Source organism: Flagellimonas aequoris, assembly GCF_003584165.1.
GTDB lineage: Bacteria > Bacteroidota > Bacteroidia > Flavobacteriales > Flavobacteriaceae > Flagellimonas > Flagellimonas aequoris.
This window is the reverse complement of record NZ_QXFJ01000029.1, coordinates 16446-30161: the sequence shown is the minus strand read 5'-3', so window position 1 is coordinate 30161 and position 13716 is coordinate 16446. Positions and strand designations below refer to the sequence as shown.

Sequence of the window (13716 nt, the reverse complement as noted above, 5' to 3'; positions counted from 1 at the left end):
CAATTCCTGTGCCATTAAAAAGCAATTTTTTAGAAAAAAGTGTAACAATTGGTAAATTCCCTAATCTATAAGACAAACCATTCATTTTTTGAGCCACCAAAATGAACATATTGATGCACTGCTCAAGTTGTGCATGCAGGGAAAGCAAAGTGCACAATTGGAGATTTACAATCGCTATTATAGGGCCATGTACAATACTGCCTATAGGATTGTAAAAGATTCTGCCGAGGCCGAGGATGTGATGCAGGAATCGTTCCTGAGCGCATTCACCAAATTGGAGACCTTCAAAGGGGACGTCACCTTCGGGGCTTGGTTAAAGCGGATCGTGATCAACAACAGCATCTATCATTACAAAAAGCAGCAAAAAAACAGGGCTGTTGATTTGGATGATGTAATGTACAAGGTCGAAGATAATGATGGAGTTGCTTCGGATCAAAATGGTTATACAGAACTGAAGGCTCAAAAAGTGATGGAAGCCATGAAAAGTTTGAAAGACAATTACAGAGTTTCTTTGACCTTACATTTAATTGAAGGGTACGATTACGAAGAGATCGGTGAAATCATGAACATTAGCTATGCTAATTGTAGAACCACAATTTCGAGGGCCAAGGAAAGCCTGAGAAAAAAGTTGACCTTAAATGTTTAGTTATGAACAAGGATAATATAGATCATCTGTTTGGAAGACTCCGAGGGGAGTTTGATGTGGAGGAGCCACAAAGCGGGCACCAGGATCGTTTTTTGGAAAAATTGAACCAGGCCACTGGTGTCGTTTCCATCCAAAAACCGAAACCAACCTGGTGGAAACCACTTTCCATAGCCGCATCGATTGCCTTGGTGGCCCTGTTGGGATACCAAGCGTTCGGTCCGCAGCCTTCCCTTAGGGAACAAGTGGTGGAAATTGCACCGGAAGTGTCCAAGACCGAATTCTATTTTGCGAACCTGATTGAGCAACAGGTGCAGCAATTAAAGGATGAGAAATCCCCGGAAACGGCACAGTTGGTAGACGATACCTTGGCACAACTCCAAAGATTACAGAAAGATTACAAATCTCTTGAACAGGATTTGGTCAACGGTGGGGACACCAAGATCATCATGAATGCCATGATCATCAATTTTCAGACCCGCATTGATTTATTAAAAGAAGTTTTGAGCCAAATAGAAAATATCAAGAATTTAAAATCACAAAATGATGAAAGCTTTACTATTTAAAAATATCCTTTTCGCTTTGGCTTTGTTCCCCATTGCCCTACAAGCAAATGTTGACCATGGCAATATGGACGGCAAATACACTAAGGAAAAGACCATTAAAAGGGAATTTAACGTTAATGCCGATGCACTTTTTAAAGTGACCAACAGTTATGGCAACCTCAACATTACCTCTTGGAACGAAAACCGTGTGGAGATCGAGGTTCATATCAAGACCAATGGCAACAACGAAGAACGTGTACAGGATCGCCTCAACGAAATCGATGTGGATTTTGAGAACAGCAGCAGCATGGTTTCCGCAAGGACCCTCTTCGGTGACCGTAACAACGGCTGGGGATGGAACTGGGGCAGACGCAACAGTGTGAGCGTGCAGGTCAACTATACCATCAAACTGCCCGTGAAGAACAGCGTGAACCTCAACAACGATTATGGTAGCATTTTCTTGGACCGAATCGATGGACACGCCAAGATCAACTGCGATTATGGCAAGATGGAAATTGGCGAACTACGCGGCCGCAATAACGAACTTCGATTTGATTACACTTCCCGATCTACTTTTGATTATATCAACAGTGCCGAAATTGTGGCCGATTACTCAGGATTTACCATTGAAAAAGCGGGCGACCTGACCATAAAGGCTGATTATACCAACGCCGTAATCGAGGAAATGGGCAATCTGTCCTACTCCAGTGACTATGGTTCCTTAGAGGCGAAAGAAGTCAAGAATGTGGAAGGCAACGGGGACTATATCGGGGTCAAATTGGGTACGGTACATGGTAATGTGTCTATCGTAAGTGATTACGGTTCCTTGAAAATTGACCGGTTGGCACCTGATGCCGGGAATGTTGAGATACGAACCGATTATACCGGGATCAAAATAGGGTATCACCCCGATTACCACTTCAACTTTGAAATTTCAACGGAGTATGCCGGTGTCAGTGGCAAAGATGATTTTGAGATCAACATCAGCAAGGAAAAATCAACTGAAAAATATTACAAAGGCTTCTATGGTAGTGAAAACTCAGGAAAAAGGGTAAGCATTACCAGTGACTATGGAGGCATCACGTTTTATCAAAATTAATATCAAATCAAAAAACAATTTAAACACAAGATCATGAAAAAATTCATCACACTGGCACTTGCCATGAGCGCGGTTACCATCTCCCATGCACAATGGTGGAAAAAAGTCAAAGGAGACGGAAATTATGTCACCATAGAACGTTCCGTTGGGGATTACGATGGTGTTTCCCTAGCTGGTTGGTTCAATGTGGACCTGGTGGCCGGCAAGGAAGGTGAAATTACCTTGGAAGGTGAGTCCAACCTATTGGACTACATCGAAACCGAAGTGAAAAACGGCAAACTGGTGATCAAGACCGAAAACAATGTCAACCTAAGACCCTCCTCTTGGAACAAAGGTATCAAGATTACCGTTCCTGTGGAATCCATCAGCTCCGTAAGTCTTTCTGGATCGGGGGACATTGTGGGCAAGACCACCATTAAATCCAGCGACTTCAGTACCAGTGTTGCGGGGTCCGGTGATGTTAGCCTAACCGTGGAAGCGGAGAGTGTGGATGCGTCACTTGCCGGTTCGGGGGACATCAATCTGGCGGGTCATGCCAGGGATTTTGAAGTATCCGTTTCGGGTTCGGGCGACATCAAGGCCTATGAACTGGAAGCCGATTACGTAAAGGCGAACATTTCCGGTTCTGCGGATATCAGGGTTACCGCAAACGAATCCATCGATGCCAGGGTATCCGGTTCGGGCGACATCCATTATCGTGGAAACCCAAAGAAAATCAATACCAAATCCTCTGGTTCCGGAGATATATCCAAAGGCTGATCAGGAGTTTAGCACCAATCAAAAAACGTAAAAATGCCCCTCATTTAGGGGCATTTTTTATGCTTTTGGGACAATAATAAATCAAAAAGCAAAATTACCTTTCCCATTTTGTTTTCATTTCAGTGCCAATTCTGAAATATTTTTCGTCCATGTTATAAATGTAACAACTTCCAAAACTGACACTACTTTGAGTGGAATCAACGTCTATGAAAAACTTGTCATCTTTTGTAATAAAATGAAATCCCTTCCGGACGCCATTCTTAGTACCTTTATCTATTTTAATACGCCATGAAACAAGTTCTCCTTCTGGGTCATATTCGTCAATTTCAACCTTTTTCTTACGGTCAATTATTCTAACTGAAATAGGTTCTTCTAAAAAGTCGTCCCTATATTTTTTCGGGATTTTATAAATATCCCATGGTATGTTAATTGTACTATCTTTTTTTAAGCGAGTAAGATAGTTTCCGCTATAATTTGGCTCTTCCCCAATGTTATAATAATATGCGAATTTTTGATAGTCATTCCTTGACTCGAAACTTCTTATGGAATCAAATTCCTCAGATAAAAGATACTCTTTGTTCTTCCAACTGAAAATTTTATACTCCGTATTAATCTTTAGCGAATCGGGTCCGTAGGGCAAAATCAATTTTTGGTCGATTTCTTCGGGAAATCTTGTGTAAACAATTAATTCAACCGTTCTTGGTTCAAGCTTAATAGTTGAGTCAGTTGCAGTATATCTTCCAAAATGCTTTTCTATCCACATATCTCCAAAACAACTTGCTACGCTCTCAAATCGAATAAATTCTTGATTGCTTATCAAATCCAACTTACGATGATGGTTAAACCCATTATAGACAAAAGAAACTGTATCATTTTCTTTTGCTTTTATTTTTGAATCTGATGATTCCTTATGCGAACAACTCAAAACCAAAAATAGAATCGTTATAAGAAGTATGTCTTTCATAAAATATTCTCGCTATTTAGCCGATTTGACATTAAAGGCATGTAATCCCTTCTATAAATGAACAAATCAGTTACAATTCCTTTTCGAAAATATGTCATGATCTAATTTGAAGAAATCCTAAATGAGTGAAACCACATTTTGAATGAGTATGATGAACGTTATTTGGACTTTTAAACGGCATCGCATGACAAGTCAGTTACGGGTTTTAAGTTAGTGTTTCGATTTAGCACAGACTTTAGCAATTCCGAATGGATCAGTAAACCTGCTCTGAGCACAGTCGAAGAGTAGTCGAATCTACCGTAATACGATTATTTGTTGTCCGGTCTTCCGTTATTTTCTGACTTTCTTGTTTATAGTGCCAATGATATCCCTTAACTCAATTTGCATTGTTTTAAGTCGGTCAACGGCTTCTATTTGAGAAAGGTATTTCCATCTATGTGTTGCTTCAAGTGCCAAAATCAGTTCAGGCATTTTATTGTCCTTTTTTAAGGATTGTAATTGGCTTTGTTCCTTCAAATTTGCTTGCATTTGGGGTGAGCCCAAGATTAATGATACATTTTGCACTATTTGATTTTTCCCTTCATTGGTGAAATCAAATCTTTTTATGGTCAAATCCTGTAAACGTTTCAAGTCAATCAACTTGTTCCTCAAAACAGGGTCAATCAACCCAATATCATTGCTGTTCAGCAAAGATTCCATTGTACTGGAATTAAAGGTCAATGCGGATGATATAACTTTTAGTCCAATCAAAATATCATAAAGCTTTTCAATGGTAATGCTCTCATCAGCATAGTTTTCAAGATTATCCAGGTAATTTTCATCATAAGCTTCAAATTCCTTTATAATGGAATTGGTAAAGTTTAAATCTCGGTTTAAATCATCCAATAGCTGATGATAATAGCCTTGTCTTTTGTTGTCTTGCTTTCTATGCTCGTTCCAATTGTTGATTTGTAAAGCAATTAGGATACCTATGACAACAAGGATTATTTCTCCGACGGCATATTTCAGATACTTGCCTATATTGCCTTCCGAAAGCAAATTTTGATGGATTTTGCTGAACAACTTGATCATTAGAGGCCGGTTTCCCTAAAGATATGATTTTTAAGAAATTATAACAATCCAAGAATGGGTCATGAATTTAGTTTGAAGGGATTGGCAACCGTTAATTTAAGACTTACCATCACAATGAAGCAAAGCCCATGTTGTGCTTTCGTTATTGCCCTTTAGACTTGAGTTCTTTTTCAATTCTTTCAATCACACCGTCTATTTTATCAACGGTTTCGGCTTCTATATTTATTTTTAAACTTCTAGTGTAAAGTATTAATTGTAGGGTTTTTAAAAGATCATTGTCGGTTAAAAACTTATCATAATCCTTTATTTTCAATTGGTAAGCGGTAATGGAATCCGAATGTTTAAAACCCAACTTTATTGGGTCGGTGGTATCAACAAATAAATATTTGTTCTGATAAGGATACAAGCTCTGTTCAAAATCAAAATTAGAATTTCTCATATCCAGTTCATTTTCTAAACGCTTTAAGTCCAATTGAAATAAATTTGAAATTGCTATTCGCAGACTATCGTTGGACAAGGTGTTTAAACCAAAGTTCTTTAAGTTTTCAAAAGCACTTGTTTTCGGAATTATCCGAAAATCAGAACTAGAATCTGTAAATAAATTGTAAATAGTATCTGAATATGGCTTTTTATTATAAATATCAAAAATAAGTTGTTGATTTACTTTCAATATTTCCTTATGATTTGAAATAGTCTCTTCCACATCATTTCTAGTTTGCAGCAAGTCGTTTTTTAGTTCTAAATAAATTTGTGTTTCCCTTATCGCCGTTTTTTGGTTTTCATTCCAATTGTTAATGGACAATGCGATCAGGATTCCGATTACAACAAGAATGATTTCACCAATGGCATATTTCAAATACTTACCAATTTTCCCTTCAGAAAGTAAATCTTGCCTAATTTTTTTAAAGAATTTTATCATTGGTTAGCTGTTTATGATATGATGGAATCACAACTTATTTGTTCAACAACGAACCCAACGCTTTCCAAGTTACTACGTGAATATTTTCCTCCTTCAATATTTTGGCACACGCTTCACTGGTGAAGAAATCAAAGTCCTGTTGGCGCCATTGTGCCCCCCAATACGGATGCTCGTAAGACATCCCCTGACTTTCCACATTGTCGTACCCGCAATGGATGATCATCACATGAACGCCAGGTTTTAGGTTCCGAAGGGCATTGGCATAATAGTCTGCCATGCTATTTTCATAATCAGGGATGTTGGCCCCCAAAATGTCATTGATCACCACAGGCATCTTGGTCCCGTCCGCACCGCCCAACTGTTCTATTTGGTGGTTCACCATGGCCGGAATGCCAAATTCCTTGGCCAATTTTACATAGAGTTCATAATATCCGGGATCACTGGAAAACAAACATCCCATGTGGCTGTCCAGATGGGTAGGTTGTATGCCCATGGCAATCGCTTTCTTGATCTGTGCCCTCAGTTCCATTTCCACTTCCTCTATTTTGGCATGTTCCCAAAGCTGGGCACAATCGGGGTAGAAATAACCATTTTCATCCAACAAACTGGAAACTTGCCCAGCAGGGGCCACCGGACCCCACCGAAGGTGCTCCCACTCACTGGTCAAGGTCAAGTGGATGCCCATATCATGATCGGGGTGTTCTTTTGCATAGGTCGCCACCTCGGGCAACCATGGCGTAGGCACCATAATACTGGCACTCTTGACCGACCCATCTGCAAAGGCCTTAAACGTGGCTTGGTTCACGGTATGGATCACACCCAAGTCATCGGCATGAATGATAAGTAGTTTGGCATCGGCAGGATAGCCCAATTGTTTGGCCAAGGATTTTTGGGCATACAACGTTGTCCCTATCCATAAAAATGAAAGGGCGATGGTGAATAATTGTTTCATTGGTTCAATCTTTATTTTTGACCCTAGTCAGTAAAAAGATACCGATAATAAAGAACAAGCCCAAAAAGATGGTGCTGTTTCGCATACTACCGGTAAGCTGTGCTACCACACCATACAAAAAGGTACCGATGATGATCCCTATTTTTTCTGCCACATCATAAAAACTGAAGAACGAGGTGGTATCTGTGGTTTCGGGCAAAAACTTGGAATAGGTCGATCGAGAAAGGGCCTGGATACCGCCCATCACAATTCCCACAAAGCCTGCTGCGGTGTAAAAATCCATAGGGGTCTGTAGAAAATAAGCATAAACACAGAGCATGGCCCAAATGATGTTGATTACGATCAACGTCCGTATGTTGCCAAAAGCCTTGGAGCACCACGCCGTTACCGTGGCCCCAATAATGGCTACCAATTGAATGACCATAATACTAATAATCAACCCTGTGGTGCGTTCACTGTCCGAACCCCATGCGATTTCCTCTTCCCCAAAATAGGTGGCGATGAGCATGATGGTCTGCACCGCCATACTGTATACAAAGAAGGCTCCCAGATAACGTTTCAATTTTGTGTTTTCCCCCAATTGGTGCCACACACTTTTCAACTCTTTGAAACCGTTCAGGATAATATGCTGTCTTTCTCCCTCCCTTTTGTACCCTTTCGGAAGATTGGCAAACGTGTATTGACTAAAAAGTATCCACCAGATACCCACGGAAATAAAGGAGTATTTCATGGCCTTGATCTCGGCAACCTCTCCCCCATCATTGGTGATGCCAAATACATCCGGTTTCATGACCATGGCCAAATTGAATACCAACAGGATGACACTTCCGATGTAGCCGAGGGAAAAACCTTTGGCACTGATACCGTCTTGCTGTTCGGGAAAGGCAATATCTGGCAAATAGGAATTGTTGATGGCAAAACTCACCCAAAACCCTACCAATCCAAAGAAATAGCATACCAGTCCGAAGTAAATGTTCTCCAAAGAAAACCAATACAGTCCAATGCAGGATACCGCCCCGAGATAGCAGAAGAATTTCAGAAAAACCCTCTTGTTACCCAAATAGTCGGCAATACCAGAAACTAACGGCGTCACGATCGCGATAAAAACAAAGGCCAATGAGGTGACATAGCTGATCAAGGGGGCACGGGCAATCTCTCCACCAAAGATGGTCACCTTTTCAATCCCGGCAACCCTAAAAAGGGCACCATAAAATATGGGGAAAATGGCCGAAGCGATCACAAGACTGTATACAGAATTGGCCCAATCGTAAAATGCCCAAGCATTCAACAATTTTTTACTTCCCTTCATTGCCAATACCTGTGCCATGTGTCTTGTTTTAAAATAAAAATGTCATCTCGAATACCTTTTGGAGAAATCCTATTCAAAGAATCAGATTTCCCGCTCTACTCGAAATGACATGATCTGTTTTTTGTTTGTTTCCAACCTACTTGAACGATGTTACCCCAAACTTTCTAGCTTCCTGCTTTGCAGCTGGGGCCCATGCGGTCAAATTACTGATCCTGGTATCATTGGAGGGGTGCGTGCTCAAAAATTCAGGTGGTGACTGTCCCCCGGATTGGGCCTTCATGCGTTGCCACAGTTTGGCCGCTTCATCAGGATTGTATCCTGCAATGGCCATGATCTGCAACCCTATCCTGTCCGCCTCGGTTTCATGGCTTCTGCTAAAGGGCAGCATGACCCCCAGTTGTGACCCCAATCCGTAGGCCTGCATAAAAGCATTCTGGACTTCCGGTGATTTGTTGCTCGTAGCCGCAGCAGCTCCAAGTGCTCCTATTTGTTGAAGGGTACCGGCACTCATACGCTGTGCCCCGTGATCGGCCAAAGCGTGAGCTACCTCATGGCCTATCACTACGGCTATTCCGGTTTCATTTTGGGTTATCGGCAAAATTCCAGTATAGACCACAATCTTGCCCCCTGGCATACACCAAGCGTTCACGGTCTCATCTTGTACCAAATTGTATTCCCATTGGTAATCCTTCAGATACCCAGGATAGCCATTGGCATCCAACCAACGTTCTGCAGCAGAAGCAATCCGTTGCCCTACCCGGGTGATCATTTGGGCATCCGTGGTGCCCTTCACCACTTTGTTCTCTGATAAAAACTCATCATACTGAGCAAAAGCCATGGGAAACATTTGGCTATTGGAGTAAAAGTTCAAGGTGCTCTTTCCTGTGAACGGATTGGTTTTACAGGAAACAACGGCCAAAAATATCGCTATGGTAAGAACTAACCTTTTCATATCGCTAACAGTGTTTAGTCTATGTAAATTACAAAAATTTATTTTCCAATAATGTGAAGCTCAGTGAAATCCTTGCTGACCTCAATGGAATTGTTCCCGTTCAGTTTGATGTCTTTCAAATCCACTTCCTCGTTATCCAATTCCACCGTACCGATGGTAAATGGAAGCCCGTGCAGGGTCAACTTGAATTTTTCATAAGGTGTGATATAATTACCATCCTTGAACTGTTGTATGATCAGTTCGTTTCCTTTTCCCGTCAATCTGAACCTGCGAAGACTGTACCTTCCTTTTTTATAGTCGTACCCATCCTGTTGGTCCTCATATACGATGGAGTTTTCCGTTCCTTCCTTAAAGTAAACGTCTATCCCCAATTCTGTGATGGTCTTTTCTCCCACATACTGCTGAACAGGATATTTGGGAATCATGGCGCCTGCCTTTACATACAATGGAACCCTGTGAATTCCTGCTGGCACCCACCTTTCCACCCCTCCTGGAACCAATTCATCGGTCCAATAATTGTACCAATCGCCTTTCGGGAAGTACATTCTTCTGCCTTGGGCGTTGGGCTCCTGAACCGGACACACCAACATTTGCTCTCCAAATAGAAACTCATCCGTACGGAAATGGGTCTGTTGATCTTCCTGATCATAGAACACCAAGGATTGCAACATGGGCAGACCATCTTTGATGTACTTATAGAACATGGTATATAGATAAGGCAACAATTGATACCTCAACTCGATAAACTCTTTGACAATGCCTGTAATTTCTTCCCCAAAAGACCAAGGTTCCTGATCTCCATGGTCGCCACTGGAATGTACCCTACAGAATGGGTGGAATATGGCCAATTGGATCCAACGTGCAAATAGTTCGCCATTGGGTTGTTCCGCAAAGCCGCCTATATCGGATCCCACAAAAGAGTATCCGCTCATGCACATGCGTTGCATCTGTACATTGGCGATCCAAAGATGCTCCCAAGTAGCCACATTGTCTCCTGTCCAAGTGGCACAATAGCGTTGTGTTCCTGAGTATGCTGCCCGCGTAAGCACAAAGGGCCTTCTAGGAAAAGTGAATTTTTTCACACCTTCATAAGTCGCCCTTACCATTTGCATACCATACACATTATGCGCTTTTCTATGGCTGCAGGGATGACCATCATAGTCATGGCGCACATCCAGATTGGCGGTCTTTGTGGGCACTTCCATCACGGCTGGCTCGTTCATGTCGTTCCAGACGCCACGAACGCCCATTCCGGCAATCATTTCCTTGTATAATCCGGCCCACCATTCACGGACATCAGGGTCCGTAAAGTCGGGAAACTTACATTCCCCCGGCCAAACTTTTCCTTTAAAATGGGGCCCATCTGCCCTTCGGCAGAAAAATCCATTGTCCATGGCCTGTTGATACACCCAATAATCGCGATCGATCTTGATTCCCGGGTCGATCATGGTGATGACCTTAAAACCTTCCTCCTCCATTTCCTGAATCATTTTCTTGGGATTAGGAAAATAGCGGTTGTTCCAGGTGAAGCATCTAAACCCTTCCATGTAATCGATATCCAGATAAATGGCATCGCATGGTATTTGATGTTCCCTAAAAGTGGAAGCAATGTCCCTGACCTTACTTTCAGGATAATAGCTCCATTTGGATTGATGGAACCCCAGTGCCCACAAGGGTGGAAGTTCCGGCACTCCGGTCAAATCGGTATACGACTCCACTACATGGCTCATTTTTGGGCCATAAAAAAAGTAGTAGTTCATTTCTCCACCATCGGCCCAAAAACTGGTCACGTTCCTTTTTTCGTTGGCAAAATCGAAATAGGTACTGAAAGAGTTGTCGAAAAAAATACCGTAGGCAATGCCTTCCTTCAATCCCACATAAAAAGGTATGGCCTTGTACAAGGGTTCCTGATCCTTGCCAAAGGCATAGGAATCGGTTACCCAATTATTCACCCTTTTACCTTTCAGGTTGGTGTGCGAAGCCTTGTCCCCCATTCCATAAAAGCTTTCACCGGAATGGCAGACCTTGCTCATTTTAACAACATTGCCCCCATAGTCGAAATTTTCCTCCCAATGGAAACCCAGCTCTTCCTCGCTCAACACCACATCATCCAAATCCACAATCTGGACCTTGAGGTCCGATTTATTCACATAGATCTTGATCTTGGAAGTGGTGATCACATACTCGGGAATCTCTTCCTTTACCGAAAGCTCGTTGTACCCCAAGTTCACATCTTCGCTGATGGCATATGAAAAATCGGGTTCGAAGACATATTCCGTGGCATAACGGAATCGAACCACGCTATCGCGTAAAATGGTTATCTGGAGTATCACCCCGTTTTGGGTGGTGAAGTATATCTTGTCGTTTTCCTGTTTAAAATCGACTATATGGTTGGGCAATTGATTGCCCCTTCTCTCTATTTCCGTGTTGGTTATCATCTCTAGTCAATTGAGGCTAACAAAAGAAATACATTAGTCCGAATAATGAAAAAGATGTTTTAAACATCCATCAACTATAACGTTATAGTATGTTCACTACCTGTACACCACCACCGATAATGGCGGCAAGGTCATGACCACGGACTGTTCGTGACCGTTCCATGGGGTCTTCGCAGGTTTCATGGTTTTCTTGCCCATACCACTGCCCGAGTACTTGGTTTCATCACTATTGAAGACCAATTTCAAGGTAGAGGTCTTTGGCACGCCAACCCTATAGTTCTCACGTGGAACAGGTGTGAAGTTACAGGCTACAATAAGATCATCATTTGGGTCGTTACCTTTTCTGATAAAGGTAATGACCGTGTTTTCCCTATCGTTATACTCTATCCATTGGAACCCTTCAGGGTTGAACTGTTTTTCATACAAGGCCGGATTACTTTTGTACATTTTGTTCAAATCTTTGATGGCCTCTTGGATCCCTGAGTGAAAATCGTATTGCGTTAAATGCCAATCCAGACTTTGTAAAAAGTTCCATTCCGAAGATTGTCCAAATTCCCCGCCCATGAACAACAGGTTACCCCCTGGATGGGTGAACATATATCCGAACATCAGCCTCAGGTTGGCAAAACGTTGCCATTCGTCGCCTGGCATGCGGTACAGCAGGGAATTTTTACCATAGACCACCTCATCATGCGAAAGGGGTAACATAAAATTCTCCGTGAATGCGTAGGTTAAACTAAAAGTGATGTTGTTCAAATCATAAGATCGATAAATAGGCTCTTTTTTGAAGAATTCCAACGTGTCATGCATCCAACCCATCATCCATTTCATCCCAAAGCCCAATCCTCCGTAATGCACTGGCTTGGTAACCCCTGTAAATGCGGTGGATTCCTCTGCAATGGTCTGGATACCCTTAAAACTGGCATACACCTCTTGGTTCATTTCCCTAAGGAACGATAGGGCCTCTAGGTTTTCGTTATTACCATACATATTGGGTTCCCATTCGCCATCTTCCCTCGAATAATCCAGATAGAGCATGGAAGCAACGGCATCTACCCGTAATCCATCCACATGATATTGATCTAACCAAAATATAGCATTGCTGATCAAGAATGCCCGCACTTCATTCCTTCCATAATTGAAGATGAGGCTTTTCCAATCGGGGTGGTACCCTCTTCTTCTATCGGGATGTTCATAAAGGTGCGAACCATCAAAATACCCAAGACCGTGGGCATCTTCAGGAAAATGGGAAGGCACCCAATCCAATATCACCCCAATGCCCTTCTGATGGAATTTGTCCACCAAAACCTTAAAATCCTCTGGCTTTCCAAAGCGGGAAGTGGGCGCAAAATACCCGGTGATCTGGTAACCCCACGACGGGTCATAAGGATATTCCATCACAGGCATAAACTCCACATGGGTGAATCCCATCTCGTCCACATAGTTGACCAGTTCATCCGCCATCTCCAGATAGGTAAGCGACTCCCAACCGTGTTTTTTCTTCCAAGAACCCAAATGCACTTCATAAACGGAATAAGGCTTATCAAGACCATTCTTTTCCTCACGGGTATCCATCCAATCTTGGTCCTTCCATGTATAGGGAGCATCCCAAACCAAGGAGGCAGTGTTCGGGGGTTGTTCACAAAACCTGGCAAAGGGATCTGCCTTTTCGGTCCAAATATCGTTGTTGTTAGAATGGATCTTGTATTTGTATTTGGTGCCTTTGTCCACACCGGGGATAAATCCTTCCCAAATGCCACTGCTGTCCCAACGCACATAAAGTTCATGTTCACCAGCATTCCAGTAATTGAAGTCCCCAATCACACTTACCGACTTGGCCGATGGAGCCCAAACCGCAAAATAGGTTCCCTTGACACCTTCAACTTCGGTCAGGTGAGATCCCAATTTATTGTACAATCTAAAATGCTTTCCTGCCTTAAAAAGGTCAATATCGAAATCCGTAAAAAAGCTGTGTGAAACTACCTTGGACATAAAAGAGGGTTTAGTACATACAATAATACACATCTTTGGGCAAGAATCCGATATTGACAACTTCTTTACCCAT

General features: G+C 42.3%; 12 protein-coding genes. 4 read left to right on the top strand and 8 right to left on the bottom strand.

The window, feature by feature from the left end:
- Positions 1-88 precede the first annotated feature (88 nt).
- From D2U88_RS13040 to D2U88_RS13025, 4 genes are read left to right on the top strand one after another with little or no spacing between them, the layout of a single operon-like run.
- Positions 89-646 carry an RNA polymerase sigma factor gene (locus D2U88_RS13040; protein ID WP_119641010.1) on the top strand — a complete coding sequence of 186 codons (558 nt, stop codon included), beginning with the start codon at positions 89-91 and terminating at the stop codon, positions 644-646.
- 2 nt (positions 647-648) lie between these two features.
- Positions 649-1209, top strand: a complete 561-nt coding sequence (locus D2U88_RS13035; RefSeq protein WP_119641009.1) for a hypothetical protein — start codon at positions 649-651, stop codon at positions 1207-1209.
- The gene (locus tag D2U88_RS13030) at positions 1190-2287 is read left to right on the top strand and encodes a DUF4097 family beta strand repeat-containing protein (RefSeq protein WP_119641008.1); all 1098 of its coding nucleotides are present in this window, start codon (positions 1190-1192) and stop codon (positions 2285-2287) included. Before D2U88_RS13035 ends, D2U88_RS13030 begins: the two co-directional genes overlap by 20 nt.
- Positions 2288-2320: 33 nt before the next feature.
- Positions 2321-3046 carry a head GIN domain-containing protein gene (locus tag D2U88_RS13025; protein WP_119641007.1) on the top strand — a complete coding sequence of 242 codons (726 nt, stop codon included), beginning with the start codon at positions 2321-2323 and terminating at the stop codon, positions 3044-3046.
- Between the two features lie 94 nt (positions 3047-3140).
- Here the strand turns inward: D2U88_RS13025 and D2U88_RS13020 are convergent, their stop codons facing one another.
- From D2U88_RS13020 to glgB, 8 genes are all read right to left on the bottom strand, one after another.
- The gene (locus D2U88_RS13020; RefSeq protein WP_119641006.1) at positions 3141-4010 is read right to left on the bottom strand and encodes a hypothetical protein; all 870 of its coding nucleotides are present in this window, start codon (positions 4008-4010) and stop codon (positions 3141-3143) included.
- A gap of 330 nt (positions 4011-4340) precedes the next feature.
- Positions 4341-5081: a DUF6090 family protein gene (locus tag D2U88_RS13015; RefSeq protein WP_119641005.1), complete on the bottom strand. Its 741-nt coding sequence runs from the start codon at positions 5079-5081 to the stop codon at positions 4341-4343.
- A gap of 142 nt (positions 5082-5223) precedes the next feature.
- Positions 5224-6000 carry a DUF6090 family protein gene (locus D2U88_RS13010; protein WP_119641004.1) on the bottom strand — a complete coding sequence of 259 codons (777 nt, stop codon included), beginning with the start codon at positions 5998-6000 and terminating at the stop codon, positions 5224-5226.
- 34 nt (positions 6001-6034) lie between these two features.
- Positions 6035-6952: a polysaccharide deacetylase family protein gene (locus D2U88_RS13005; protein ID WP_119641003.1), complete on the bottom strand. Its 918-nt coding sequence runs from the start codon at positions 6950-6952 to the stop codon at positions 6035-6037.
- 4 nt (positions 6953-6956) lie between these two features.
- Complete coding sequence (locus D2U88_RS13000) at positions 6957-8279, bottom strand: MFS transporter (protein WP_119641002.1); 1323 nt, start codon at positions 8277-8279, stop codon at positions 6957-6959.
- Between the two features lie 118 nt (positions 8280-8397).
- Positions 8398-9213: a M48 family metallopeptidase gene (locus tag D2U88_RS12995; protein ID WP_119641001.1), complete on the bottom strand. Its 816-nt coding sequence runs from the start codon at positions 9211-9213 to the stop codon at positions 8398-8400.
- Between the two features lie 38 nt (positions 9214-9251).
- A complete protein-coding gene (locus D2U88_RS12990) occupies positions 9252-11651 on the bottom strand; it encodes a glycoside hydrolase family 31 protein (protein WP_119641000.1) in 2400 nt (799 codons plus the stop codon).
- A gap of 96 nt (positions 11652-11747) precedes the next feature.
- Complete coding sequence (glgB, locus tag D2U88_RS12985; RefSeq protein WP_119640999.1) at positions 11748-13643, bottom strand: 1,4-alpha-glucan branching protein GlgB; 1896 nt, start codon at positions 13641-13643, stop codon at positions 11748-11750.
- Positions 13644-13716 lie beyond the last annotated feature (73 nt).

Coding starts and splice junctions, on each gene's coding strand:
- glgB (WP_119640999.1), bottom strand. CDS start 13,643: ATGTCCAAGGTAGTTTCACACAGCTTTTTTACGGATTTCGATATTGAC.
- D2U88_RS13010 (WP_119641004.1), bottom strand. CDS start 6,000: ATGATAAAATTCTTTAAAAAAATTAGGCAAGATTTACTTTCTGAAGGG.
- D2U88_RS13025 (WP_119641007.1), top strand. CDS start 2,321: ATGAAAAAATTCATCACACTGGCACTTGCCATGAGCGCGGTTACCATC.
- D2U88_RS13030 (WP_119641008.1), top strand. CDS start 1,190: ATGAAAGCTTTACTATTTAAAAATATCCTTTTCGCTTTGGCTTTGTTC.
- D2U88_RS13035 (WP_119641009.1), top strand. CDS start 649: ATGAACAAGGATAATATAGATCATCTGTTTGGAAGACTCCGAGGGGAG.
- D2U88_RS12995 (WP_119641001.1), bottom strand. CDS start 9,213: ATGAAAAGGTTAGTTCTTACCATAGCGATATTTTTGGCCGTTGTTTCC.
- D2U88_RS13005 (WP_119641003.1), bottom strand. CDS start 6,952: ATGAAACAATTATTCACCATCGCCCTTTCATTTTTATGGATAGGGACA.
- D2U88_RS12990 (WP_119641000.1), bottom strand. CDS start 11,651: ATGATAACCAACACGGAAATAGAGAGAAGGGGCAATCAATTGCCCAAC.
- D2U88_RS13020 (WP_119641006.1), bottom strand. CDS start 4,010: ATGAAAGACATACTTCTTATAACGATTCTATTTTTGGTTTTGAGTTGT.
- D2U88_RS13000 (WP_119641002.1), bottom strand. CDS start 8,279: ATGGCACAGGTATTGGCAATGAAGGGAAGTAAAAAATTGTTGAATGCT.
- D2U88_RS13015 (WP_119641005.1), bottom strand. CDS start 5,081: ATGATCAAGTTGTTCAGCAAAATCCATCAAAATTTGCTTTCGGAAGGC.